At 66.9% G+C, this 23,699-nt stretch carries 24 protein-coding genes; 14 read left to right on the forward strand and 10 right to left on the reverse strand.

Annotation, left to right across the window (positions count from 1 at the left end; all coding sequences use genetic code 11):
* Positions 1-14: 14 nt before the first annotated feature.
* The 4 genes from fdxA (at position 15) to SOM18_RS13010 (ending at position 2,732) form a co-directional block, all read left to right on the forward strand.
* Positions 15-356, forward strand: coding sequence for a ferredoxin FdxA (gene fdxA / locus SOM18_RS12995; protein ID WP_031393648.1), 342 nt, complete (start codon positions 15-17; stop codon positions 354-356).
* 218 nt (positions 357-574) lie between these two features.
* Positions 575-1,108, forward strand: coding sequence for a CarD family transcriptional regulator (locus SOM18_RS13000; RefSeq protein ID WP_031393647.1), 534 nt, complete (start codon positions 575-577; stop codon positions 1,106-1,108).
* Positions 1,109-1,255: 147 nt separating this feature from the next.
* Positions 1,256-1,987, forward strand: a complete 732-nt coding sequence (locus SOM18_RS13005; protein WP_031439684.1) for a head GIN domain-containing protein — start codon at positions 1,256-1,258, stop codon at positions 1,985-1,987.
* Between the two features lie 52 nt (positions 1,988-2,039).
* Positions 2,040-2,732 (forward strand): GIN domain-containing protein, encoded by a 693-nt coding sequence (locus SOM18_RS13010; protein ID WP_320481808.1) that lies wholly within the window; start codon positions 2,040-2,042, stop codon positions 2,730-2,732.
* A gap of 9 nt (positions 2,733-2,741) precedes the next feature.
* Here SOM18_RS13010 and SOM18_RS13015 read toward each other — a convergent pair whose 3' ends face one another.
* Both SOM18_RS13015 and mgtE read right to left on the reverse strand, forming a co-directional pair.
* Entirely contained in the window at positions 2,742-3,158 is a 417-nt protein-coding gene (locus tag SOM18_RS13015) for a DUF1489 family protein (RefSeq protein WP_031440993.1), read from the reverse strand.
* A 43-nt stretch (positions 3,159-3,201) separates the two neighbouring features.
* On the reverse strand, positions 3,202-4,611 hold the full coding sequence (mgtE, locus tag SOM18_RS13020; protein WP_031440994.1) for a magnesium transporter: 1,410 nt from the start codon (positions 4,609-4,611) through the stop codon (positions 3,202-3,204).
* Between the two features lie 108 nt (positions 4,612-4,719).
* Between mgtE and SOM18_RS13025 the strand changes: the two genes are divergently transcribed.
* Positions 4,720-5,175 (forward strand): peptidylprolyl isomerase, encoded by a 456-nt coding sequence (locus SOM18_RS13025; protein ID WP_031440995.1) that lies wholly within the window; start codon positions 4,720-4,722, stop codon positions 5,173-5,175.
* A gap of 182 nt (positions 5,176-5,357) precedes the next feature.
* Here the strand turns inward: SOM18_RS13025 and SOM18_RS13030 are convergent, their stop codons facing one another.
* A complete protein-coding gene (locus SOM18_RS13030; protein ID WP_320481809.1) occupies positions 5,358-6,242 on the reverse strand; it encodes a LysR substrate-binding domain-containing protein in 885 nt (294 codons plus the stop codon).
* 277 nt (positions 6,243-6,519) lie between these two features.
* Here SOM18_RS13030 and SOM18_RS13035 point away from each other — a divergent pair, with 277 nt between their 5' ends.
* A complete protein-coding gene (locus SOM18_RS13035; RefSeq protein WP_320481810.1) occupies positions 6,520-8,793 on the forward strand; it encodes a CDC48 family AAA ATPase in 2,274 nt (757 codons plus the stop codon).
* A 305-nt stretch (positions 8,794-9,098) separates the two neighbouring features.
* Positions 9,099-9,383 carry a hypothetical protein gene (locus tag SOM18_RS13040; protein ID WP_152555491.1) on the forward strand — a complete coding sequence of 95 codons (285 nt, stop codon included), beginning with the start codon at positions 9,099-9,101 and terminating at the stop codon, positions 9,381-9,383.
* A 26-nt stretch (positions 9,384-9,409) separates the two neighbouring features.
* On the opposite strand, the gene SOM18_RS13045 is transcribed toward SOM18_RS13040, so the two are convergent.
* Together SOM18_RS13045 and SOM18_RS13050 are read right to left on the reverse strand one after the other, a co-directional pair.
* Positions 9,410-10,732 (reverse strand): MFS transporter, encoded by a 1,323-nt coding sequence (locus SOM18_RS13045; protein ID WP_320481811.1) that lies wholly within the window; start codon positions 10,730-10,732, stop codon positions 9,410-9,412.
* Positions 10,729-11,052, reverse strand: a complete 324-nt coding sequence (locus SOM18_RS13050; protein ID WP_031441002.1) for an antibiotic biosynthesis monooxygenase — start codon at positions 11,050-11,052, stop codon at positions 10,729-10,731. Before SOM18_RS13050 ends, SOM18_RS13045 begins: the two co-directional genes overlap by 4 nt.
* Positions 11,053-11,233: 181 nt before the next feature.
* Here SOM18_RS13050 and SOM18_RS13055 point away from each other — a divergent pair, with 181 nt between their 5' ends.
* Entirely contained in the window at positions 11,234-11,848 is a 615-nt protein-coding gene (locus SOM18_RS13055; protein ID WP_031441003.1) for a class I SAM-dependent methyltransferase, read from the forward strand.
* Here the strand turns inward: SOM18_RS13055 and SOM18_RS13060 are convergent.
* Positions 11,827-12,414, reverse strand: coding sequence for a septal ring lytic transglycosylase RlpA family protein (locus tag SOM18_RS13060; protein WP_414712117.1), 588 nt, complete (start codon positions 12,412-12,414; stop codon positions 11,827-11,829). The genes SOM18_RS13055 and SOM18_RS13060 overlap by 22 nt on opposite strands.
* Before the next feature lie 120 nt (positions 12,415-12,534).
* Between SOM18_RS13060 and SOM18_RS13065 the strand changes: the two genes are divergently transcribed.
* Entirely contained in the window at positions 12,535-14,544 is a 2,010-nt protein-coding gene (locus SOM18_RS13065) for a putative bifunctional diguanylate cyclase/phosphodiesterase (RefSeq protein ID WP_042466416.1), read from the forward strand.
* A gap of 20 nt (positions 14,545-14,564) precedes the next feature.
* Here SOM18_RS13065 and SOM18_RS13070 read toward each other — a convergent pair whose 3' ends face one another.
* Positions 14,565-15,491 carry a crotonase/enoyl-CoA hydratase family protein gene (locus tag SOM18_RS13070; protein WP_042466417.1) on the reverse strand — a complete coding sequence of 309 codons (927 nt, stop codon included), beginning with the start codon at positions 15,489-15,491 and terminating at the stop codon, positions 14,565-14,567.
* A gap of 211 nt (positions 15,492-15,702) precedes the next feature.
* Here SOM18_RS13070 and SOM18_RS13075 point away from each other — a divergent pair, with 211 nt between their 5' ends.
* Positions 15,703-17,100 carry a hypothetical protein gene (locus tag SOM18_RS13075; RefSeq protein WP_042466419.1) on the forward strand — a complete coding sequence of 466 codons (1,398 nt, stop codon included), beginning with the start codon at positions 15,703-15,705 and terminating at the stop codon, positions 17,098-17,100.
* A gap of 15 nt (positions 17,101-17,115) precedes the next feature.
* Here SOM18_RS13075 and SOM18_RS13080 read toward each other — a convergent pair whose 3' ends face one another.
* The 3 genes from SOM18_RS13080 to SOM18_RS13090 form a co-directional block, all read right to left on the reverse strand.
* Positions 17,116-18,138: a lactonase family protein gene (locus tag SOM18_RS13080; RefSeq protein WP_052380812.1), complete on the reverse strand. Its 1,023-nt coding sequence runs from the start codon at positions 18,136-18,138 to the stop codon at positions 17,116-17,118.
* Positions 18,139-18,211: 73 nt separating this feature from the next.
* Positions 18,212-18,484, reverse strand: a complete 273-nt coding sequence (locus SOM18_RS13085) for a CsbD family protein (RefSeq protein WP_031439287.1) — start codon at positions 18,482-18,484, stop codon at positions 18,212-18,214.
* 119 nt (positions 18,485-18,603) lie between these two features.
* Positions 18,604-20,820, reverse strand: a complete 2,217-nt coding sequence (locus tag SOM18_RS13090; RefSeq protein WP_052380813.1) for a TonB-dependent siderophore receptor — start codon at positions 20,818-20,820, stop codon at positions 18,604-18,606.
* A gap of 141 nt (positions 20,821-20,961) precedes the next feature.
* On the opposite strand from SOM18_RS13090, the gene SOM18_RS13095 reads away from it, so the two are divergent.
* The 4 genes from SOM18_RS13095 to SOM18_RS13110 all read left to right on the forward strand — a co-directional run bounded on the left by SOM18_RS13095 (position 20,962) and on the right by SOM18_RS13110 (position 23,607).
* A complete protein-coding gene (locus SOM18_RS13095; RefSeq protein ID WP_031439289.1) occupies positions 20,962-21,519 on the forward strand; it encodes a pyridoxamine 5'-phosphate oxidase family protein in 558 nt (185 codons plus the stop codon).
* Positions 21,516-21,716, forward strand: coding sequence for a DUF2007 domain-containing protein (locus SOM18_RS13100; RefSeq protein WP_031439290.1), 201 nt, complete (start codon positions 21,516-21,518; stop codon positions 21,714-21,716). The genes SOM18_RS13095 and SOM18_RS13100 overlap by 4 nt, the downstream gene beginning before the upstream one ends.
* A gap of 172 nt (positions 21,717-21,888) precedes the next feature.
* On the forward strand, positions 21,889-22,227 hold the full coding sequence (locus SOM18_RS13105) for a P-II family nitrogen regulator (RefSeq protein ID WP_031439291.1): 339 nt from the start codon (positions 21,889-21,891) through the stop codon (positions 22,225-22,227).
* 27 nt (positions 22,228-22,254) lie between these two features.
* Positions 22,255-23,607 (forward strand): ammonium transporter, encoded by a 1,353-nt coding sequence (locus SOM18_RS13110; protein ID WP_031394700.1) that lies wholly within the window; start codon positions 22,255-22,257, stop codon positions 23,605-23,607.
* The last annotated feature ends 92 nt before the right edge of the window (positions 23,608-23,699 follow it).

Consider the following 23,699-nt stretch of genomic DNA (forward strand, 5'->3'; position numbering starts at 1 on the left):
CCAGGAGTTCTGCAATGACCTACGTCGTCACCGATGCCTGCATCCGCTGCAAGTACATGGATTGCGTGGAAGTGTGCCCGGTCGATTGCTTCTATGAGGGCGAGAACATGCTGGTGATCAATCCCAGCGAGTGCATCGACTGCGGCGTGTGCGAACCCGAATGCCCCGCCGAGGCGATCCTGCCCGACACCGAGAGCGGGCTGGAGCAGTGGCTCGAACTCAACACGACCTTCTCTGCGCAGTGGCCCAACGTCACTCGCAACGACAACCAGACGCCCCCCGACGCGGACGCGATGAAGGGCGTTGAGGGCAAGTTCGACAAGTATTTCTCGCCCGAGCCCGGCGCCGGCGACTGAAAATCGCACGAAATTCGTGTCTTTATGGCGGATTGGGGCACGAGGGCTGTCACGATCGGCTGGTAATTTTGTTGCAAAGATGGTAATTGGGTCCGTGACGGGCGCGATATGTCAAGTCGTCCGCCTGGAGTATGTTCGAACCCTATTCCTCCACGGTGCAATCCGGCGAACGCGTCGCTGTGGCACCGCGTGGAGGCATTGATCCGGAAAGGCCCCCAATGGCTGCTAAGGCACTGTCCTTCGACGTCGGTGATTTCGTCGTTTACCCAAAGCACGGAGTCGGCCGTGTGATCGAGCTGCAACGCTCGGAAATCGCCGGCATGACGCTCGAACTTTACGTCCTCCGCTTCGAGAAGGAGCGCATGACGCTCCGCGTTCCGACCAACAAGGCCGAAAGCGTCGGCATGCGCAAATTGTCCTCGGACAAGACCATGCGCGAGGCGATGGACACGCTCAAGGGCAAGCCCAAGGTCAAGCGCACCATGTGGTCGCGCCGCGCGCAGGAATATGAAGCGAAGATCAATTCGGGCGACCTCGTGTCGATCGCCGAAGTGGTCCGCGACCTGTTCCGCGCCGACGACCAGCCCGAGCAGAGCTATTCCGAGCGTCAGATCTTCGAAGGTGCGACCAGCCGTCTCGCCCGCGAACTCGCCGCGATGGAAGAGATTGACGAGCCCAAGGCGCAGGAGAAGATCCTCGACATTCTCCGCGCTGCCGCCGCGATCTACAACAAGGACAAGCTGCCCGCCTGACCGCTGGCGCTCCGTTCGATGACGCAAGGGCGGTCCCGCGGGGCCGCCCTTTTGCGTTTCTGGCCCGCCGGCCGATGACCACCACGAATTCCGCTTCCGCCTCTCGCCGATCGGGTGTATTGTTTGGGCAATACACAGGAGGATGCCATGAAGTATCTCGCGCTCGGTCTGATGATGCCGCTTGCTGCCTGCTCGTTCAGCTGGTCGGGAGACGATGACGGGGCGGGGGCATCGCCGAGCGGCACCGGCACGACCCGCACCTACATGCTCAGTGATTTCAGCTCGATCGACCTGCGTGGGGCGAGCGATGTCGATGTGCGCGTGGGAACTGGCTTTTCGGTGCGCGCCCAGGGACCGGTCGAGCTACTCGACCGGCTGAAGATCGAGCGGGAAGGCGACACGCTCGAGATCGGGCGGCGCAAGAATGTGGATCTTGGCTGGGGCCGATCGGGCAAGGTCAAGGTCTTCGTCACGCTGCCGCGGCTGGCGGCGGCGGCGATATCGGGATCGGGTGACATGACCGTCGACCGGGTCGAGGGAACGCGATTCGCAGCCGATGTCGCGGGCTCCGGCAGCCTGGGCGTCGCGGCGGTGAAGGTCGACGATCTCGCGGTCTCGATCGCGGGGTCGGGCAGCGTTTCGGCGGCGGGATCCGCGCGGGCGCTGGCGGTCGAGATCGCGGGCTCGGGTGATGTCGACGCAGCCGGGCTCAAGGCCCGCTCCGCGCGGGTCGAGATTGCCGGTTCGGGCAGCGTCCGCGCGATCGTCGATGGCCCTGCCACCGTCGACATGATGGGGTCGGGCGATGTCGACCTGGGCAGCGTGGCACGGTGCACCGTGTCCAAGATGGGCTCCGGCTCGGTCCGCTGCGCACCGTGACCCGCTGCGCGCGCGGCTTGCGTCGGTGCGTCGAAGCGGCAACGATCTGGCGATGATCCGTTTTCTTGCCCTGCTGCTCCTGTTTGCCTGTCCCGTCGCCGCAGCCGCGGCCGATCGTAGCGTGTCGGTGGGCAGCTTCGAGCGGGTCCGGATCGACGGTCCGTTCGACGTGCGCCTCGTCACGGGATCGCCCGGCGCGAAGGTCTCTGGGGATCCGCACGCGACCGAGGCGGTCGAGATCCGCGTCGACGGCGCGACGCTGTCGGTCCGGCGGAGCACGAGCCGCTGGGGCGAACGCCCCGAGGCGGGGGCGCAGCGTCCGGTCATCGTGATGCTCTCCACCCCGCGACTCGCCTTTGCCAGCGTCGTCGCGGGGGGGCGGCTGACGATCGAACGCATGAAGGGGATGCGGCTCGATCTTGCGGTCAGCGGTGCGGGCAGCCTTGCCGTGAACGATGCGCAGGCGGACCAGCTGAACGCCGCCGTCATCGGCACCGGGCGGATGACGCTGGCAGGGCGCAGTGCGCGCGCACGTCTCACCGTCAGTGGTCCGGGGCTGATCGACGCGACCGCACTTGCCGTCGATGATCTCGTCGTCATGCAGGACGGCGTCGGCGAAACCCGCGCCTCGGCGCGCCGCACCGCGCAGGTGACGAACGGCGGGGCCGGCTCGGTCACGGTCGCGGGCACCGCCGCCTGCACGGTCCGGGCCGCCGCCACCGGCCCGGTGATCTGCGGCCGCTAAGCGCGCTGGCTAGATCAGCGCGAGTTCGGCGAGCTTGGTCATCAGCGCGGGCGGCATGATGTCGAGCCCGGTCGCGTCGCCGCCGAGATCGAGCGGCGCATCGGTGCCCTCCAGATACCGCCACCCCTGATGTGCGCGTTTCGGCCGTGCCTGAACGAGCACCAGTTTGGGATCGATATGGATCGCGACGCGTCCGCCCTCCGCCTCGCCAAAGCCCAGGATCGGCGACCGCGCGATCAGCTGGTGCTTCAGGATCCAGTACATCGAGCCGCCTTCGCCGACCGGCCCCGCAACCTCCTCGTGCCGCTTGGGCAGGTAGCGGGTGGTGAGGAACACGGGGCCCTCTTCGCCGCGCAGCCGCAGGCGCTCCGCCAGATGGTCGACGCTGTCCGCGCCGAACGCGACTTTGGTGAGGTGAAGCGGCATCCGTCTGGAAATGGGCGCTAATCCGCGCCAGTCAACCGGAGCGTCAACCGTGCAGCCCCCACAGGCTGGCAAGGCCGAGGAACGAGAAGAACCCCATCGTGTCGGTCATCGTGGTCACGAACACCGCCGACGAGACCGCGGGATCGATCCGGAACTTGTCGAGCGTGATCGGGACCAGCACGCCGGAAAGCCCTGCGGTGATGTTGTTGGTGAGCATCGCCGCGGCGATGACGATCGACAGGTCGGTGTTGCGGAAGATCACATAGGTACCCAGGCCGATCAGCGTGCCCAGCATGACGCCATTGGCCGTGGCGATCCGGAATTCGCGGACGATCATCCGCTTGGTGTTCGAACTCGTCAGCTGGTTGGTCGCGAGCGCGCGGACCACGACCGCGAGCGTCTGCGTCCCGGCATTGCCGCCCATCCCCGATACGATCGGCATCAGCACCGCAAGCAGAGCGAAGCTCGCGATCGTCCCCTGGAACAGCCCGACGACCGACGATGCGACCATCGCGGTGCCCAGATTGACCACCAGCCAGGTGAAGCGCGTCCGCACCGTCAGCCGGATCGGTTCGTTGATGTCGCCGTCGCCAGCCCCTGCCAGACGCAGCGTATCCTCGCCCGCCTCTTCGGAAATGATGTGGACGATGTCGTCGACGGTGATCATGCCGACCAGCCGGCCGCCATGATCGACCACCGCGGCGGAGATCAGCGCATATTTCTGGAAGCGCAGCGCGACCTCTTCCTGGTCCATGTCGACCGGGATCAGCGTCTGTTCGCGCTTCATCACATCGGCCATTGCGATCCCGCGCGGCGTGCGCAGCATCCACGACAGCTGGCACGTGCCGATCGGCTTGTGCGCGGGGTCGACGACGAAGATTTCCCAGAAATCGGTCGTCAGCTCCTCGTGACCACGCAGATAATCGATCGCGTCGCCGACGGTCCAGTGCTCGGGCACCGCGATCAGCTCGCGCTGCATCAGGCGGCCCGCGGACTCCTCGGGGTAGCTCAGCGCCTCCTCGATCGCGGCGCGATCGTCGGGATCGAGCGCGCGCAGCACCGCGCGCTGCTCGTCCTCGTCCATGTCCTCGATGATCGCGACCGCGTCATCGGTATCGAGTTCGGAGGCAAGGTCGGCGACCTGGTGCGGCTCGAGCGCATCGATCAGATCCTCGCGGACATAATCGTTCATCTCGGCGAACACGTCGCCGTCGAGCAGATCGGTGACCGCGCGCGCCAGCGCCGCGCGATCCTCCTGCGGCGTCAGCTCGAACAGATCGGCGATGTCGGCGGGGTGCAGCGGCTCGACCAGCGCGCGTGCCGCCGCATTGTCGCCGTCCTCGACCGCGTCGAGCACGGCGCGGACGAATTCGGGCCGCAACCGGTCGTCGCGATCGAGCTGGGTTTCGGGCTGGGTCTCGGTTTCGACCTCGGGAAGCTCGAGTTCGCTCATGGCTGCCTCCCTTAAAAGCGTGCGCTTGGGCCCTAACGCGCCGCGCATGCATTTGCCAGTCGCGGGGTGGATCCCTATCTGCCGCGCATCAATTCAGGAGAAGACCCAATGGCCGATACCCCCGAAACGCTGACGCTGACCCTCGACGGCGGTGACGTGACGATCAAGCTGCGCCCCGATCTGGCCCCGAAGCACGTCGAGCGCATCGTCGAGCTGGCCAATGACGGCTTCTATGACGGCGTCGTGTTCCATCGCGTGATCCCGGGCTTCATGGCGCAGGGCGGCGATCCCACCGGCACCGGCATGTCGGGGTCGGACAAGCCGAACCTCAAGGCCGAATTCTCGGCCGAGCCGCATGTCCGCGGCGTGTGTTCGATGGCGCGCACCAACCAGCCCGACACGGCGAACTCGCAGTTCTTCATCGTGTTCGACGACGCGCGCTTCCTCGACAAGCAGTACACCGTCTGGGGTGAAGTCACCAACGGCATGGAGCTGATCGACGCGCTCCCCAAGGGCGAGCCGCCGCGCCAGCCCGGCAAGATCGTGAAGGCACGCGCAGCCTGAGCTGAAGACTGCACCGGCGCAGCGAAGCTGCGTCGGAGACAGTCGAAGCCGGCCGGCGGAGCAAAGCTCCGTCCGACGGCGCGGCTTAGCCGCGACGCGCTTCAAGTCAGAAGCGCGTCGCGGTTGCTACCCTGACCCTCTCTCAACCGTACATCCGGTATCCGAGCGGAGGCTGTGCCTCGCTAAACTTCCGCTAGCGTCTTGATCAGCCAGTCATGGAACAGCTTGACCGGCTTGGCCTGCAACGCGCGCGGGCGGCAGACGAACCAATAGCTGTACGGGCTCTCCACCTCGATTTCGAACAGCCGCACGAGCCGCGGATCGTTCGCATCCTCGAAATGGCTGGCATGCATGAACGCGACGCCCAGCCCCTGCGCCGCCGCTTCGAGCATCAGCGCCCCCGAATCGAAATGATCGATCGCCAGCGGCTCGATATCGTCGAGCCCAGCCGCCGTCCGCCACGCGGTGAACGTATCCGTCATGTCGCGGTGGACCAGCGCGGTCAGCGTTGAGAGCTGTTCGGGTCGGGTGATCGGATCGGCGCGGTCGAGCAGGGTGCGCGCACCGATCACATAGACCGAATTGCGATCGAGCCGCCGCGCATAGAAGGCCGGATCGATCTCGCGCGACAGCGCGATCACCGCGTCCAGCCCGTCACCCAGCCGCGATACCAGATGCGCCGCGGTATCGATGTCGAGATGCAGTTCGGGATGCGACGCACGCAGTTCGCCGAGTCGCGGGAACAGTTTCTGCGATGCATAGAGCGGCAGGATGCCGAGCCGCAGCCGCAGTACCTCGGTCGTGCTCGTCATCGACTCGACCGCATCCGACAGCGAATCGAGCACCGGCGCGATCTGCGCGAGCAGGCGTTCGCCGTCGGCGTTCAGCACCATCGCCTGATGCCGGCGTGCGAACAGCGGCTTGGCGATGAAGCGCTCAAGGCTCTGCACGCGCCGGCTGAGCGCGGGCGCGGACAGCGCCAGCTCCTCCGCGGCGGCCTTGATCGAGCCCAGCCGCGCGACCTGGACGAACGCCTCGATAGCCCCGAGTGGCGGCAGCCTCCGCATGATTCCTCCCCGACTCCCTTATTCGACTCGATGCATGTGATCCGCATCATTGGCCGCATTGAAGCCTACGATTGCAGTTAGCGCAATCGTAGCGGATCCATTCGCACTTGCAACATGAACCGCCTCGACGCAAAAAGACCTCGCCTTTCAGGCATCCTCTCCTAAAAACTTTCATGGGCTGGCCTTCATTGGCCGGCCCTTTTTTTTGTCTTTTCAAGTCCTCGCAAGCCCGGCGGCGGCCCCCCATCTGACACGCTTCGAGTTTGAAGGAGTCGAGATGCCCGATAGCGAAACCCCGACGCGGAAAATCCAGGTGGCGAACGCGCGTCCCGAGGACAGCGGCCGCGGCCTGGCGCATCTGCCGCGCGCGCTGATGGCGACGCTCGGCATCGGCGAGGGCGACGTGATCGAGATCCTCGGCAAGCAGAACACGCCCGCGCGCGCGGTCGGGCCGTATCCGGAGGACGAGGGGCTCGACATCCTGCGCATCGACGGGCTCCAGCGCGCCAATGCGGGCGTCGGCTCGGGCGATTTCGTCGAGGTGCGCAAGGCCGAATCGAAGCCCGCGACGCGCGTCGTCTTCGCACCCGCACAGCAGAATCTGCGGCTTCAGGGCTCGACCAACGCGTTGAAGCGCACGTTCCTCGGCCGGCCGATCTGCCAGGGCGACATCGTCGCGACCGCGGGGCATCAGCGCGTCGGCAACATGCCCGCGGGCGTCCAGCAGTTCATGAACGCGCCCGCTTATGCGCTGCAGGAGATCCGCCTCGCAGTGATCGCCGCCAGCCCCAAAGGCGTCGTCCATATCGACGAGAATACCGAGATCGAGCTGCGCCCCGAATATGAGGAGCCGCAGGACGCGCGCCGCGCCGACGTCACCTATGACGATATCGGCGGCATGGCGCAGACGATCGACCAGTTGCGCGAGATGGTCGAGCTGCCGTTGCGCTATCCCGAACTCTTTCAGCGTCTCGGCGTCGATCCGCCCAAGGGCGTGCTGCTGCACGGCCCCCCCGGTACCGGCAAGACGCGGCTCGCGCGCGCGGTCGCCAACGAATCCGACGCGCAGTTCTTCCTGATCAACGGCCCCGAGATCATGGGGTCGGCCTATGGCGAATCGGAAGGCAAGCTGCGCCAGGTGTTCGAGGAGGCCGCCAAGGCCGCACCGTCGATCGTCTTCATCGACGAGATCGATTCGATCGCGCCCAAGCGCGGGCAGGTGTCGGGCGAGGCGGAAAAGCGTCTCGTCGCGCAGCTGCTGACGCTGATGGACGGGCTGGAAGCGCGCGCGAACCTCGTCGTGATCGCCGCGACCAACCGTCCCGAGGCGATCGACGAGGCGCTCAGGCGTCCCGGCCGGTTCGACCGCGAGATCGTCGTCGGCGTCCCCGACGAGCGCGGCCGCCGCGAAATCCTCGGCATCCATGCGCGCGGCATGCCGCTCGGCGACCGTGTCGATCTCGACGAGCTGGCGCGCACGACCTACGGCTTTGTCGGCGCGGATCTCGCAGCGCTCGCACGCGAGGCGGCGATCGAGGCGGTGCGGCGGATCATGCCCAAGCTCAACCTCGAGGAACGCACAATCCCGCCCGAGGTGCTCGACGACCTGTCGGTCACGCGTGAGGATTTCCTGGGTGCATTGAAGCGCGTCCAGCCATCCGCGATGCGTGAGGTCATGGTCCAGGCGCCGACCGTGCGCTGGGCCGATGTCGGCGGGCTCGACGATGCGCAGATGCGGCTGAAGGAAGGCGTCGAGCTTCCGCTCAAGAATCCCGACGCGTTCCGCCGCTTGGGCATCCGCCCGGCCAAGGGCTTCCTGCTCTACGGCCCGCCAGGGACCGGCAAGACGTTGCTCGCAAAGGCGGTCGCGCGCGAGGCGGAGGCCAATTTCATCGCCACCAAATCGTCCGACCTGCTCAGCAAATGGTATGGCGAGAGCGAGCAGCAGATCACCCGGCTGTTCCAGCGCGCGCGTCAGGTCGCACCCTGCGTCATCTTCATCGACGAACTCGATTCGCTGGTACCCGCCCGCGGCAGCGGGGCGGGCGAGCCGCAGGTGACCGAGCGTGTGGTGAACACGATCCTCGCCGAGATGGACGGTCTGGAAGAACTCCAGTCGGTCGTCGTGATCGGCGCGACCAACCGCCCCAATCTGATCGACCCGGCGCTGCTGCGCCCGGGGCGGTTCGACGAGCTCGTCTATGTCGGCGTACCCGACACGGCGGGGCGCCGGCGGATCCTCGGCATCCAGACGCAGAAGATGCCGCTCGCGTCCGACGTCGATCTTGATCGTCTCGCGGACCGCACCGACCGGTTCTCGGGTGCGGATCTGGAGGACGTCGTCCGCCGCGCAGGCCTTGTCGCGTTGCGTCGCTCGATCGATTCGACCGACGTGACGTTGGCCGATTTCGACAACGCGCTGAAGGAATCGCGCGCCAGCGTCACGCCCGAGACCGAGCGTGAGTATGAGCAGATGGCCGCCCGCCTGAAACAGGACGCGACCGCCATCCAGCCGATCGGCTTCGCCTTCCCCAGTAAAGGCGCGGCGTGATCATCGCCCCTCTCCTTGGCGGGAGAGGGGCTACCGCCAGCATGGTTCCATTCGGCGGTCTATAGTCGACTGGCCGAATGGCCCTGATCTTGTGCCATGTGTTGACATTACCGGGCACGGGTCCAATGTAACTTTCATGTACGCATCCGCGACACATAAGCGTTTCCTCGACCACGCCGGCCAACTCGCCGCACGGGGTTAGCCCGAGCTCGCGGCTATAGGCCGCTGGAGTTCGGGCTTTATTCGATCTGACCTTTGGGAGGTGCGCTGCACGCCCGTGATCTCGAATATACGGAAACCACGCAATGTCAGGCCCAGCCTCTGAATCTGGCGATCACTCGCCAGCGCGCCGCGACGTCGATGAAGACGCCCTGTCCCCGAAAACCTCGTTGCGGATGCGTCCGAGGAGTTTCTTTTCGAAGCAATTCGATATGGAAATCGTCGAAGACTATTCAAAGGAAGAGGCCGATCGGGACTCCGCTGGGCAGCCGAAATGGCTCAACCGACTGATCCAGATGAACTTGTTACTGATGATCCTCTTGATCGGGGTTCCGCTGCTTCTGTACTGCATCGGAATGTCGGCGAAGTAGCGGAATCGCGGCCTGATGAATCTCGGTCAGCCGCCCGACGCGTCCTTCGCCTCATTCAGCGTCGCCCAGGCATAGCCGATCAACACCACGCACGCCGCGCCCGCGACCAGATAGGGCAGCGAGTGCTGCGCCTCGTACAGTCCGACCCCGATCGACGGGCCGAGCACGAAGCTCGCGCCGTTGATGCTGGTCACCTTGCCCGCGACCGACCCTTGCGCATTCGCGCCGACCGCGAGCGAAGCGCCAGCGGTAAAGCCTGGCCGCGTGAAGCCGAAGCCGAGGCTCGCCAGCGCATAGGCGGTCGCGATCGTGTAGAGCGAGGTCGCGATCCCCGTCAGCGCGGTGCCCGCCGCCGCCAGCACCAGCCCGGTCAGGACGAGCTGGCGCGGGGTCAGGTTGAGCCGCGGAATGATTCCCCATTGCGCGAGCAGCGCTGCACCCGCGCCCATCATCAGCACGATCCCCGTGGGCTCGAGCGCGAGTGCGGGGGCAAGGTTGAGCCGGTCGATCACCAGGAACCCGATCGCCTGCCCGGTCATCGCCTGCGCATGCCCCATCACCAGCCCGGCGATCATCCAGGCGCGGATGCGCGGATCGGTATAGCCGACCTGTTCGACATGCGACTGGGTCGCGGCGGTGACCGACGCCCCGCTCGGCGCGCCGCCGATCGATGGATAGGCCGAACTCGCGCCGTGCGTGTCGTCATGCGGCGCGACGATCCGGTCGTCGGGCAGCATCCGCCGCACCGTGATCCACACCGCCACGCCGAACAGCGCGAACAGGAAGGCGGGGCCCGCCAGCCCTACCTCGAGTCCGCCGACCGACCCGAGGATCAGATAGGGCGCGATCGCCGGCCCCAGGATCGTGCCGAGCCCGAAGGCGGAAGCGAGCAGCGTCAGCGCGCGGGTCCGCTCCGCGCGCGTCGTCTCGCCCGCGACCAGCGCCTGCAGCGCGGGCGGCGCGGCGGCACCGAATGCGCCATAGATCAGCCGCCCGGCGATGAAGCAGCCGAACGCCGCGGTCCCGCCGATCCAGTGGTTGATCCCCGCCATCAGGAACAGTCCGCACAATGTCAGCGACACGCTGAACCCGCCGATGCCGAGCAGAATCATCGCGCGGCGCCCATGCCGGTCGGACCGGTTCGCCCAGAACGGCGCGGCGATCACCCACAGCAGCGCGGACACCGAAAACGCGCCTGCCACCGCGCTGTCGGCGACGCCCAGCGACCGGCCGAGCGCGGGCAGCACCGATTGCAGCGCGGTATTGCCCGCGGCGATCGTCAGCATGACAAGGAACATCAGCGCGAAGCGACGATCGATCCGCGCATCCTCGCGACCAGTACCGGTCATGGCCGCGCCCAGTCATAGTCACGCTCGACCCGTGCGACGGTGACGCGGTAGCGGTCATACCAGAGCGCCCGCCCGCGCTCGCGAATCGCGCTATGGTCGGGATCGTCGCGCCACGCGATCGCCGCGGCGTCGTCCGCCCAATAGCTGATCGTGATCCCCAGCCCGGCTTCGTCGCGCACGCTGTCGATCCCGCGATAGCCGGGCTGCGTCGCGGCGAGCGCCTCCATCGCGGCGGCTGCCGCGGCATAGCCGGCGGGGTCGGTGCCGTTACGGTTCGACATGAAAATGACCGCCGTCTGGCCCGTCCGATCGTCGTGCATGCCCAATGCTTAAGCCAAGCCCGGGGGTTGGCAAGCGCGGGTTGCGGCACCGTGCACTGGTCGCGTTCGGTGCGGTTCGTCGCGTGATGCAACCCGCAGGCCTTGAAACACGTTTGGAATCCGTGCGACGGGGGGCTTAAAGCCTCGCGTGCGCGCGGGATCCCTGATCGTAAGGAACACGATGCCCAGTCCGACCACAGCCGCCCGGCGCGCGCGCACCCGCCCCGCCGGCGTGCCCTCCCCGTGGCAGATGTTCTTCACCGAATTCCTGAAACACCCTGTCATGGTCGGCTCGATCGTGCCGTCCTCGGACAAGCTGATCCGCAAGATGCTCGGCCGGGTCGACTGGAACAACACCAAGGTGTTCGTCGAATACGGACCTGGCGTCGGCACTTTCTGCCGCCCGATTCTCGACCGCATGGCGCCCGACGCGACGCTGATCGTGATCGATACCAACCCCGATTTCATCCGCTATCTGCGCCACACGATCACCGATCCGCGGTTCTCGGCGGTGCTCGGATCGGCGGCCGATGTCGAAAAGATCGTCGCCGATCACGGCTTCGAATCGGCCGACTATGTCCTTTCGGGCCTGCCCTTTTCGACGCTGCCCCCCGGCGTCGGTCCGGCGATCGCCGCCGGCACGCATTCGGTGCTGCGCAGCGGCGGCGCGTTCCTGGTCTATCAGTTCAGCCCGAAGGTGAAGGACTTCCTCACCCCGCATTTCGAATCGATCGATCACGACATGGAATGGTGGAACGTGCCCCCGGCACAGCTCTACTGGGCCTGGAAGGACTGATCCGTCAGCCGCGCGCGCGGCGCGGCGAGTTCGTCGGGCGAGGCATCGGGTCTCGCCGATGCGGGCTTGCCGGCCCGCAGCCGCGCGCGGTCCTTGGCGTCGGGCTCGACGCGGCGGACGCGGACCGCGGCCCGGCCGAGGCGCTCGATACCGAGCAGCCGGGCGGCGCCGCGTGACAGGTCGATCAGCCGCGAGGGCGTGAACGGCCCGCGGTCGTTGATCCGCAGCAGGATCGTCCGGCCGGTGTCGAGCGCAGTGACCTCGACATAGCTTGGCAGCGGCAGGACGGTATGCGCGGCAGAAATGCCCTTCACGCGAAACCGTTCGCCGTTCGCGGTCTGGTTGCCCGATTCCCGGCCATACCAGCTCGCCATGCCGACCGCGTCATAGGCCGGCAGATCGGCGGGGCGGTAGGTCGTGCCGCGCACGCTGTAGGGGCGGCCGATCTTGACCGGATAGTCGCTGACCGGGCGATAGCGCGTCGTGCCGCAGCCGGCGAGCATGGCGCACAGCGCAAGGGCGGCCAGCAGGCCAGGCGTATCGGAACGCGGTGCGATTGGGATCATTATCCCTGCTAGCGGACACCCGGTCGAAGCTGAACCCCATTGCGGCGAACCGCCCGCGCGCGGGATCGTAGCGTTTGCTTAACCGCTTTACCCTACGGTTACAGTCTGTTCGAAGGTGCCATGACGCATTTCATTACCCGGTTGAGGCAGCTTCGCCACTCGGATCACGCGGTCGCCGCGGACGTCCGGGCGACTCTGGTCACCTCGCTCTATGCCTCACCCAAGTCGCTGGTGATCGGTGCGCTGACGAGCACGGGTATCGCCACGGTCGTGGCCGTCACCAGTGGCGATCGCTGGCTTGCCGGCTTCGCGGTGCTGATCGGGCTGGTCGCTGCACTCCGGATCATCGGCATCGTCCAGCGCGTGCCCGATCAACAGGCCGCTGACGTATTTGCTGTCGATCGGGGTTCCGCCGAGCGCCCGCGGGCAGGACAATGGGAGTTTTACTACCGCATCGGCGCCTTCGCCTTTTCCGCGCTGCTTGGCATGTTCGGGCTGCTGACGCTGACCCGGACCGCGGACGGCGTGCTTCATCTCCTCTCGGTGACGACGGCGATCGGCTATGCGGCGGGGATTGCCGGACGCAATGCGGGCCGGCCGACGATCGCGCTCGCGCAGCTCTGCCTCGCGTCGCTGCCGCTCGCGGCGGGGCTCTTTCTGTCGGGTGAGCCGCTCAACGCCGTGCTTGCGATCGTCATCATCCTGTTCGTGCTGGCGATGATCGACATCACGCTGCAGACCTATGAGGCCATCCTCGGCGCGACCATCGCGGCGAGCGAAAAGACCGCGCTCGCCGAACATCACGCCGCATTCGCGCGACGCGACGACCTCACCGGGGTCGCCAACCGCACCGCGTTTCGCGAATGGTTCGAGCGGCGGCTGCACCGACTGGAATCGACCGGCGAGCTCCTGTCGATCCACTGGATCGATCTCGACCGGTTCAAGGAGATCAATGATTCGCTCGGTCACCTGGCGGGCAACGTGCTGCTGACCGAGGTTGCGCAGCGGCTCCAGACCGCGTTCGTCACCGATGGGGGCACCATCGGGGTGGCCGGCGACGCGATCGTCGCGCGGCTGGGCGGCGACGAGTTCGCGGTCGTCTGCGCGATCGGCGCGCGCGACGATGCCCGCACGATCGCCGATCACATCCTCGACCTCGTCGCACAGCCGGTGGCCTATGCCGGGCGCCGGCTGACGGTCGGCGCCTCGCTCGGCGTGGCGATCGCACCGATCGACGGGGGCGATGCGGACACGCTGCTCAAACACGCCGATCTCGCGCTCTACCGCGCCAAGGAAAGCGGCCGGGGCGCCTTCTGCTTCTACGAACCGGTGATGGACGAGAAGATCGAACGGACGCGCGCGCTGACCAGCGACCTGCACGGCGCGATCGCGCGCGGCGAGCTGTGGCTCGCCTTCCAGCCGATCTTCGATCTGGCGACGCATCGCATCCTGTCGTGCGAGACGCTGCTGCGCTGGGACAGCCCGTGCCACGGCAGCGTGTCGCCCGCCGAATTCATCCCGATCGCCGAACAGAGCGGGCTGATCGTCGAAATCGGCGCCTGGGTGCTGCGCGAGGCCTGCCGTTACGCGCGCGACTGGCCGGACACGGTGCGCGTCGCGGTCAACCTGTCGCCGATCCAGCTCCTGTCGCCCGGGCTCGCCAAGGTGCTGAAGGACGCGCTCGACGCCAGCGGGCTCGCGCCGGGACGGCTCGATCTCGAAGTGACCGAATCGGTGTTGCTCGACGATATCGACGCATCGCTGGCGGCGCTGTCGGCGATCAACCGGATGGCGGTCGGCACCACGCTCGACGATTTTGGCACCGGCTATTCGTCGCTCGGCTATCTTACCAAATTCCCGTTCCAGACGCTCAAGATCGACCGGTCGTTCATCACCGCGCTCGACGACAATCCCGCGTCGATGGCGATCATCCAGACGGTGGTCGATCTTGCCGCGACGCTCGGCATGCAGACGGTCGCCGAGGGTATCGAGACGCCGACCCAGCTCGCGCAGCTGCGCCGCACCCGCTGCACCGCAGTGCAGGGTTTCCTGCTCGCGCGCCCGATGTCGGCAAGTCAGGTGGCGAACCTGCTTGCCGACGAAACCCCCAGGATGCGTGCGCTGTCCTGAGGGCCGGGGGGCGATGTCCGTCAGCCTTTCGGCTTGTCGAGCAGACGGGTCTGCGCCGCGACGAGCCGCCGCATCAGCTTGAGATCCCCCTCGCTGAGGCGCAACGCGGCGTCCGCCCACAGGTCGACCACCGCCTCGAGCTCATCGAGCGTCAGCGGATTGACCGCGCGCGACGCCTCGTAGATCGCGCAATGCCCGCTGTGGCGACGCCGGTTCTGGCGGATATAGTCCTCGACCACCCGGCGGCCCTGGCCGGGGTCGGCGAGTGCGTGGACGATACCCAGATCATAGAGCTCCTCCGCGCTGTAGTTGCGCCCGCTGAGGATCATCTGCTCGGCCCGCGCCGCGCCGAGACGCCGCGACAGGAAGCAGTGCGCCCCCATGCCGGGGAACAGCCCGAACACGGTCTCGGGAAGCCCGAAACTCGCGCCGCGTTCGGCGACGACGACGTTGAACGACAGCAGCGCCTCAAACCCGCCGCCCAGCGCATCGCCCTCAACCAGACCGATCGTCACGATCGGCAGATCGAGGCCGCGCAGGTTGCGGTGCAGGATCTGCACGCAGGCGCGGCCATATTGGACCAGCGCCTCGCGGTGACCGGCACGGATATGCTGTGCGAACAGGTCGAGATCACCGCCGAGCGAGAAGACGCCGGGGAATCGCGAGCCGAGCACAAGATAGCGAATCGGCATCGCCCCGGAGGTGTGGGCGCTGTGGATATCGGCCTGCCACTGACCAAAGTCCGCGAGCAGCGCAGGGTTGAAGCTCGGCCGCGTCCTTGGCCGCATATAGGTCCACAGCGTGTCGGCCTGCGGGTCGAACGTCACCTCGAGCTGGTCGAGCGCGAACAGCGGCGGGGTAGGGGCGGGGGCCGCGATCCCGGCTGTGGTCGCGGTTGCGGGCCGCGGGGCCGGCGAGAAATGTCGGGCGGGTAAAGCAAGAGTCACTGTGGCATTCCTTTGTAATCGCAGCGCAGTGCTGCACCGCCGAACCTAGGGCACAATGGCGGCGATCCCGCGGGGGCGTGCGCGCGACGCGCGTTAAATTCCGTCTCGCGCGACACCGCGCCGGTGCGCTAGGCGGGGTCGGGGTCAGGGGCGGTCATGGCGCACGGTCCGCGACCCGGTGCTGGCCCCCGAAACTGGACGTTTGCCGATCATGACAGCGAAATGGATAGAGGCTGGGCTGGCCGGAGCGCTGGTTGCGGGATTGTGGCTCCCGGCACCATCCGGCGCGGCGCAGACCGGTGTCGCGCCGCCCGTCCCATTGCCGATCGCCCCGTCACCGATCGCGCCGGTCGACGCCCCCCAGCTCCAGCTCCCCGTCGATGCGGCGATGCAGGACGCGGCGGAATATGCGCGGCGGTTCGGCGTGCCGCTCGATGTCGCGCTCCACCGGATGCGGGCGCAGGCGGCGACGATACCCGTCACCGATGCGCTGCGCCGCGAATTCGCCGATCGCCTTGCCGGCATCGCGGTCGAGCATGACCCGGCCTACCGGATTGTCGTACTGCTGACCGGCACCGATCCGGTCGCGGATCGCGTCGTCGAGGCGGGGGGGATGAGCGTCCCGCTGGTGTTCCGCACCGGCGCGGCGGCGACGCTCGACCGGATCCTCGGCCAGATCCGCACCTTCCAGGCGGCGATCCGCGCTGCGCTTCCGCATCCCCCCGGCATCGGTGCGGATCAGCGGACGGGTACGCTCGTCGTGATGGTCGCGACCGCGGACCTTGCGCTCGACCGGGATGGCGCACTTACCGCGAAGTTCGCCGATATGACCGGCGTTCCCGTGCGGATCGAAGCCAGTGACCGCCCGATGCTGCCGATGGCGCTTCAGACGAGCGTAACGGCCACGCCGGGCGCCACGGTGCCCGGGATCCCCGTGGCGACGATCCCGCCTGCCGACGCAGTGACCGTGATGCCGGATGTCGCGGGCGGGGGGCGGGTGGTCGGGACGGTCGACGGCCGGCGCTATATCTGCACGACGGGATTCGTCGTCACCGATGGCGTCGCGGATGCGATCGCCACCGCCGCGCATTGTCCCGACACGCTCGATTATGTCGGACGGCCGCCGGCGGGCACGGAGCGGCGGGCGATCGCGCTGCCCTATGTCGGCCAATGGGGCTGGGGGTATCAGGACGTCCAGATCAACCGCGCGCCCGCGCTGCCGGCGACTGCGCCACGGCTGCCCGCCTTCTTTGCCGATACCGCCAAGACCCGGCTCAGGACCGTCGCGACATGGCGCAACCGGACCAGCACGCGCGCGGGCGACTTCGTCTGTCACCGCGGCGAGCGCACCGGCTATAGCTGCGCGCCGGTCGCGATGGTCGATTTCGCCCCCGCGGGCGATCTGTGCGGCGGCGCGTGCCTGCCGACCTGGGTCGCGGTCGAAGGGCCGACATGCAAGTCGGGTGACAGCGGCGCGCCGGTTTTCGAAGGGCAGGTCGCACTCGGCCTCGTCAAGGGCGGCACCTACCGCGCCGATGGCAGCTGCCTCTTCTATTATTACATGTCGACCGATTACCTGCCGCCCGGCTGGACGCTCGCCTATCGCTGAGCGCCGACATGCAGCTTAGAGCGGGAGGACGAACGCCGCGCCGGGAACTGCGACCCGGGCGACCTGCGGCCCGAGCAGCCCGTCCGCGTCGATCGGCAGCAGCGTCACGCATTCGTCCTTCTCGTTCGCGACGACCATCAGGCCCTCGTCCTCGATCAGCACGAAATGTCGTGGATAGGCCGCCCCGGCCGGTGCATGCTGGACCAGCCGCGGGTCGCCTTTCGCGTCGAGCGCGAAGACCGCGATGCTGTCATGCCCGCGGTTGGAGACATAGAGCCGGTCCCCCGCCGCGTTGATCGCCAGATGCGCGACGATGCTCGGACCCTCATACTTCTCGGGCAGCGTCGACACGGTCCTCGCCGCCGAGAACCGACCCTCGCCGCCGACCAGCACGGTCAGCGTGTTCGCAAGTTCGTTGGCAAGATATGCCATGCGCTGGACATGCGGATGCAGCAGCAGATGGCGTGGCCCCGATCCCGCTGGTGCGTGAAAGGCTGTTCCGGCCGCCCGGACACGGTTGCCGCCCGGCGCCGGCGCCACCGCGAAGGCGCGGATCTCGTCCGTCCCCAGATCGGTTGCATAAAGCCAGCGATCCTCGGCGTCGAACCCGACCCAGTGTGCATGCGGGCTCGTCTGACGCTCGCGGTTCGGACCCGATCCTTTATGGGCAAAGACATGCGTTGGCGCGATCGGCAGGCCGTGCGAATCGAGGTTCACGACCGACACGCTCCCGCTCGCATAATTAGCGACGGCGAGCAGGCTCTGGTCGTGACTCAGCGCGAGATGACAAGGCGCGTTCCCATCGACCGCCACGCGGGCGATCTGTCGCCAGCCGTCGGCGGTCGCGCGATACACGCCGATCGCGCCGTCATCGCGCTCGTCGACGAGATAATGGAGGTCATGGCGCGGCGAATGGACGCCGAAGGACACGTTTATCGCGTCAGGATAGGGCGTGCCGGTCGACCAGCCAACGCCGTGTCGCAGCGGATGGAGCCCGCCGCGATTGGTGCCGATCCAGAGGCCGGCGGGTCGGGTCACAGGGCGTTCGCTCCGCGCCGACACCGCCGGGATCCTCCGACCAGCGGGGCCGCGCGGACGCGGCCCCGGTTGATCACTTGCCGCGCAGCGTGTTGAGCAGCGCGATGCCGACGACGCCGACCAGCGCCGCGGTGGCGAACGGACGATCCTTGGCAAACGCACGCGCCTTGCCGGCGAGCGGCGCGACGGTGTCGGTCGCGGTGCCGATCGCCTTGTTTGCAGTGCCTGCGATCTGGTCGGCCACGCCGCCGGCCTGGAGCGAGCTGTCGCCCGTTGCATTGCCTGCTGCCTGCTTCACCGAACCGAGCAGATCCTGGCCTTCACCCTTCAAGGTCGTCGTGTTCATACTAAACTCCTATGCTGGACGGCATCCGGAACGAATGCGCTCGGACCGCTGAACGGCCGACACGCCAAGATGTGCCATCGACCTGCGCATAAACCGCCCGCGCAGGGTCGAGCGGCCCGTTACCAGCGATACCCGATCGTTGCCTGCACCGTGCGGCGGTTGCCGTACCAGCACCAGGCATAGTTGGCGAAGCAGCTCGTCAGATACTTCTTGTCGAACAGGTTGGTCGCGTTGACGCCGAGATCGACATTGGCGAGCCGTGGGCTGAGCTTGCCCAGATCGTAACGCAGCAGCGCGTCGAACACCGTATAGGCGGGTGAATAGCGCGCGACGCGGTCCGAATAGAAATCGGCATAGGTCTTGTCGACGTGCCGCACCGCGCCGCCGATCGCAAAGCCCGATGCCGGCCCCTCGGTCGGCGCCCATTCGAGGTTCGCCGAGATTCCGCCGCGCCCGACCGTCGCGAGCGGCAGGCCGATATTGGCGGCAACGACGTCCTCGACCTTCTTCACGCGCTGGCGGCTATAGGCGAGCTTGGCGTTGAAGCCGTAGGGCAGCGGCGCGCTCGCCTCGACCTCGACACCCTGCGACCGGACCTTGCCGATCTGCTCCGCCGTGAAATCGGGATAGGACACGACGACATTGGTCTGCTCGATCCGGAACCAGGCTGCGGTGACCAGGATCGCGGTACCGGTCGGCTGGAATTTCGCCCCCGCCTCGATCTGCTTGCCGAGAGACGGCTTCGGGGGGCTGCCATCGCGCAGTTCCGCATTCTCCGGCTGGAACGAGGTCGAGTAGCTTGCATAGGGCGCCAGCCCGAACGGCAGCAGGTACAGCGCACCCGCGCGCCAGGTGAACTTCTCGTCTTTCTGCGCCTTGCCGTTGCGTTCCTGGCGGGCCCAGTCCTGGCGGCCGCTCAGCGTCACGCGCAGCCCGCCGACCGCGATCTGGTCCTGCGCATAAATCCCCTGCTGACGCTGGCGGACATTGGCGGAACCGATGCCGAAGGACGCCTGGACATCGGCTGGCGTCTGCGGCGTGGGCATCGTCCCATAGACCGGGTTGAAAACGTCGATCGGCGTCCCGCCGCCAAAGGCCGAGAGCCCCGCCGAATGCGCGACCTGACGGTCGACCCCGAACAACAGGTTGTGCGTGACGGGGCCAGTGACGACCTTGCCCGTCAGCTGATTGTCGAACGTCCAGTTGTTAAGCTGCTCCCGCGTCGAATAGGAGGACCGGGCATACAGCGTCGGCGCTACCGCGAGCGGATCGACCGCGGGTCCGCTGGTATAGACCAGCCCCATCCGGCTCTTTACATATTGATAGCGCCCCGACGAGCGCAGCGCCCAGCCGCTACCGAAATCGTGATTGAAAATATAGGTCAGCGCGGCCTGTTCGCGACGGAAGAAGTCCCCGGGCTCGCCACCATAGAATTTGGTCGAGATCTTGCCTGCCGGGTTGTCGATCAGCGTCCCGAGCGTCGGGAACACCCCGTAATTGCCATTGAACGGATCGTGCGAATAGGCGCCGAGCAGCGTGAAGCTGGTGCTGCTGCCCGCGCCGGCGGTCACCGCGGCGGAGATCGTCTGGCGCTCGCGCTTGCCCTGGCCCTGCGTCTGCTGATCGTCGGCGCCATTCGCGCTGCCATAGATGCGCCACAGCACGCCGTCCCCTGCGCGCCCGCCGATATCGGCGTCGACGCGGTACAGGTCGTAGGTGCCATAGGTGCCGCTGACCGCACCATAGGTTGCGCGATCAAGCGGCAGCTTGCTGACCTCCGCGACCAGACCGCCCGGGCTCGACTGGCCATAGAGCACCGACGCCGGGCCCTTGATAATCTCGACCCGATCGAGCCGCGACACGTCGACCTGCGGCACCGCATAGCCGGTCGCGCTGCCGAACTGGCGCAGGCCGTCGAGATAGACCGGTGCGTCGAACCCGCGCAGCTTGAACTGGTCGTACACCTCGGCGGATGCACCGCGCGTCTCGGGTGTCACACCCGCGACGAAGCGCAGCGCCTGATTGAGGTTCTGCAGCCCCAGCCCAGCAATGTCGGCGGCGTTGATCACGCTGATCGACTGCGGCGTCTCGACGATCGGCGTTGCGCTCTTCGTCCCCGACGACGCGATCGTCGTCGCCTTCTCGCCAGTCACGACGATCACGCCGTGATCCTGCGGCTCGGACGTGTCGGATTCGTCGGGGCGTGTTGCCGCTGCCACGGATGCGTTGGGGGTCGTGTCCTCCGGGGCGAACCCGGCCCAGGCCGGTGTTGCGGGCAGCGCGGCCGTGAGAATGGTGCCGGCAAGCAGCAGGCGGGCGAAGCGACGATCGGACATGAAAAACCCCTTTCCGGCTCGCTACTGTTGTCGCGACTGATTTGCAATAGCGTTGCGATCGATTCGCAAACCGCGTTTTCAGTGGCTTGGAGAAGCGGTTCACCGTTCGCGTCGGGGCGATGGTCCTGATAGGGTGGCGACATGGACTTCTTCCCTGCCCTTACCGACGCGCACCGCGCGTTCGTCGAACGCCAGCCCGTGTTCTTCGTCGCGACCGCGGCCGAGGGTGCGCGGATCAACCTCAGCCCCAAGGGGATGGACAGCTTCCGCGTGCTCGACGCCGGCACCGTCGCCTATCTCGACGTCGGCGGCTCGGGGAACGAGACCAATGCGCATCTCGCCGCCGACGGACGCATCACGATCATGTTCTGCGCGTTCGACCGCCCCGCGCTCATCTTCCGTATCTATGGGCACGGCACCGCGGTACTGCCACAGGACGATCGCTGGGACGCGCTCTATGCGCAGTTCACGCCCTTGCCGGGCACCCGGCAGATCTTCGAGATTGCGGTCGATCAGGTGCAGACGAGCTGCGGATGGGGCGTGCCCGTGATGACGCTCGATCGCGAACGCCAGACTCTGTCCAAATATCATGCCGGACAGAGCGATGCCGAACGGCTCGCCGAATGGGCCGAGCATCCGCGCAGCATCGATGGTCTGCCGACGCGGGTGCCGACGGTCGCGCCCGGTGCGGCCCGATGAGTCTCGCCGAGCTTGGCCGCTACAGCCGCAACGAGGCGCTGATCATCGCCGGTCGGCTCGAAAGCGAGGGTATTGCCGCGATCGTGTTCGACGGCGACATGGCGATCGGCGACGGCAGCGATCTGCTGATCCCGGTCCGCGTGATGGTCGATGCCGACGATTTCGCCGAAGCACGCGCGATCATTCCCGACCGCTGAGCGAATAAGCGTCCGGCGGCGCGCTGCCCGTTTTTGAGGCAATCGTCGCGCGCTGCACAGTTTCTAGCGGCCCGGCGCATCTGACACCCCGTATTCCACCCCATCCCACACCCTGTCAGAAAACTGGCACGGTCGTTGCGTTGTGTTCGACGTAACAAGGGGAAGGGGCACGATGAAACTCGTCATTGCCATCATCAAGCCGTTCAAGCTCGACGAGGTGCGCGAAGCGCTCACCACGCTCGGCGTGGCGGGCATGACGGTCACCGAGGTCAAGGGGTTCGGCCGGCAAAAGGGTCAGACCGAGATTTATCGCGGTGCCGAATACACGACCAACATGGTGCCCAAGATCAAGGTCGAGGTCGTGTGCGCGACGAGCCTGGTGGACCGCGTGGTCGAAGCGATCCAGGCATCCGCCAACACCGGCGCGATCGGCGATGGCAAGATCTTTGTGGTCGACGTCAGCCAGGCGGTGCGCATCCGCACCGGCGAAACCGACGACTCGGCGCTCTGAGGGGAGGGGGACACGATGAAGCATGACATGAAGACAGCCGCCGCGGCGGTTCTGGGGTTCGGTGCCGCGCTGGTCGCTGCCGCGCCCGCCTTTGCGCAGACGGTCGTCGCACCCGCGGCCGCGCCCGTCGTCGCCACCGTCAACAAGGGCGATACCGCCTGGATGATGACCTCGACGATCCTCGTCCTGATGATGATCCTGCCGGGTCTCGCGCTGTTCTACGGCGGTCTCACCCGGTCGAAGAACATGCTCTCGACGATGACGCAGATCGGCGCGGTCGCAGCGCTCGCGATGCTCATCTGGGTGATGTGGGGCTATACGCTGGCCTTCGGTCCCGACGTGACCAATCCGCTGCTCAGCAATTTCATCGGCAGCCTCGACAAGGCGTTCCTCAAGGGGATCACCCCGGCCTCGCAGGCGGCGACCTTCACCGCGGGCGTCGAAATTCCCGAATATGTCTTCGTCTGTTTCCAGATGACCTTCGCCGCAATCACGATCGCGCTGGTGCTGGGCTCGGTCGTCGAGCGGATGAAATTCTCCGCCGTGATGGTGTTCGGCCTGGTCTGGCTGACGATCGTCTATTTCCCGATCGCGCACATGGTCTGGGCCGCGTCGGGCTATTTCTTCAAGGCCGGCGCGCTCGATTTCGCGGGCGGTACCGTCGTCCACATCAACGCGGGCGTCTCCGCGCTGGTCGCCGCGCTGATGCTCGGCAAGCGGATCGGCTATCCCAAGGAGCCGATGGCGCCGCATTCGCTGGTGATGACCGGGATCGGCACCGGGCTGCTCTGGGTGGGCTGGTTCGGCTTCAACGCGGGCTCCGCGCTCGAGGCGAACGGGTCGGCCGCGCTGGCGATGATCAACACCTTCGTCGCGACCGCGTCGGCCGCGTTGTTCTGGATGCTCGCCGAGCGGCTGTCGGGTCACAAGGGTTCGGCACTCGGCTTCTGCTCGGGCATCGTCGCGGGGCTGGTCGCGGTGACGCCGGCGGCGGGCAATTCCGGCCCGTTCGGCGCGATCGTGCTGGGCGCGATCGCCTCGCTGATCTGCTTCATGGCGGTGTCGAAGATCAAGCCGCTGCTCGGCTATGACGACTCGCTCGACGCGTTCGGCATCCACGGCATCGGCGGCATGGTCGGCGCGATCGGCACTGCGGTGGTCTATGCGCCGTCGCTCGGTGGCCCGGGTGCCGCCGACTATGCGATCGGTGCCAAGCTGCTGGTGCAGATCCAGGCGGTTCTCGTCACGATCATCTGGGCCTCGGTCGGCACCGTGATCGCGATCCTGATCGCCAAGGCGGTCACCGGCCTGCGCGTCTCGCCCGAAGTCGAGGTCGAGGGTCTCGACATCGGCGAGCATGGCGAGCGTGCCTATAATTGATCCTGTTCGGTAGCGGGCCGCCCGAGCCCGCACCCACGATGTTCCTCCTGCGGACAACCTGGCCCGGTGCGCACAACGCACCGGGTCTTTTT

Origin of the sequence: Sphingomonas sp. CFBP9019 (genome assembly GCF_034045155.1) — a bacterium.
GTDB classification, from domain to species: domain Bacteria; phylum Pseudomonadota; class Alphaproteobacteria; order Sphingomonadales; family Sphingomonadaceae; genus Sphingomonas; species Sphingomonas aerolata.

Coding starts and splice junctions, on each gene's coding strand:
- SOM18_RS13105 (WP_031439291.1), top strand. CDS start 21,889: ATGAAACTCGTCATTGCCATCATCAAGCCGTTCAAGCTCGACGAGGTG.
- SOM18_RS13005 (WP_031439684.1), top strand. CDS start 1,256: ATGAAGTATCTCGCGCTCGGTCTGATGATGCCGCTTGCTGCCTGCTCG.
- SOM18_RS13025 (WP_031440995.1), top strand. CDS start 4,720: ATGGCCGATACCCCCGAAACGCTGACGCTGACCCTCGACGGCGGTGAC.
- fdxA (WP_031393648.1), top strand. CDS start 15: ATGACCTACGTCGTCACCGATGCCTGCATCCGCTGCAAGTACATGGAT.
- SOM18_RS13030 (WP_320481809.1), bottom strand. CDS start 6,242: ATGCGGAGGCTGCCGCCACTCGGGGCTATCGAGGCGTTCGTCCAGGTC.
- SOM18_RS13050 (WP_031441002.1), bottom strand. CDS start 11,052: ATGCACGACGATCGGACGGGCCAGACGGCGGTCATTTTCATGTCGAAC.
- mgtE (WP_031440994.1), bottom strand. CDS start 4,611: ATGAGCGAACTCGAGCTTCCCGAGGTCGAAACCGAGACCCAGCCCGAA.
- SOM18_RS13085 (WP_031439287.1), bottom strand. CDS start 18,484: ATGAACACGACGACCTTGAAGGGTGAAGGCCAGGATCTGCTCGGTTCG.
- SOM18_RS13035 (WP_320481810.1), top strand. CDS start 6,520: ATGCCCGATAGCGAAACCCCGACGCGGAAAATCCAGGTGGCGAACGCG.
- SOM18_RS13075 (WP_042466419.1), top strand. CDS start 15,703: ATGACAGCGAAATGGATAGAGGCTGGGCTGGCCGGAGCGCTGGTTGCG.
- SOM18_RS13015 (WP_031440993.1), bottom strand. CDS start 3,158: ATGCCGCTTCACCTCACCAAAGTCGCGTTCGGCGCGGACAGCGTCGAC.
- SOM18_RS13090 (WP_052380813.1), bottom strand. CDS start 20,820: ATGTCCGATCGTCGCTTCGCCCGCCTGCTGCTTGCCGGCACCATTCTC.
- SOM18_RS13040 (WP_152555491.1), top strand. CDS start 9,099: ATGTCAGGCCCAGCCTCTGAATCTGGCGATCACTCGCCAGCGCGCCGC.
- SOM18_RS13110 (WP_031394700.1), top strand. CDS start 22,255: ATGAAGACAGCCGCCGCGGCGGTTCTGGGGTTCGGTGCCGCGCTGGTC.
- SOM18_RS13010 (WP_320481808.1), top strand. CDS start 2,040: ATGATCCGTTTTCTTGCCCTGCTGCTCCTGTTTGCCTGTCCCGTCGCC.
- SOM18_RS13055 (WP_031441003.1), top strand. CDS start 11,234: ATGCCCAGTCCGACCACAGCCGCCCGGCGCGCGCGCACCCGCCCCGCC.
- SOM18_RS13045 (WP_320481811.1), bottom strand. CDS start 10,732: ATGACCGGTACTGGTCGCGAGGATGCGCGGATCGATCGTCGCTTCGCG.
- SOM18_RS13100 (WP_031439290.1), top strand. CDS start 21,516: ATGAGTCTCGCCGAGCTTGGCCGCTACAGCCGCAACGAGGCGCTGATC.
- SOM18_RS13000 (WP_031393647.1), top strand. CDS start 575: ATGGCTGCTAAGGCACTGTCCTTCGACGTCGGTGATTTCGTCGTTTAC.
- SOM18_RS13065 (WP_042466416.1), top strand. CDS start 12,535: ATGACGCATTTCATTACCCGGTTGAGGCAGCTTCGCCACTCGGATCAC.
- SOM18_RS13095 (WP_031439289.1), top strand. CDS start 20,962: ATGGACTTCTTCCCTGCCCTTACCGACGCGCACCGCGCGTTCGTCGAA.
- SOM18_RS13060 (WP_414712117.1), bottom strand. CDS start 12,414: ATGATCCCAATCGCACCGCGTTCCGATACGCCTGGCCTGCTGGCCGCC.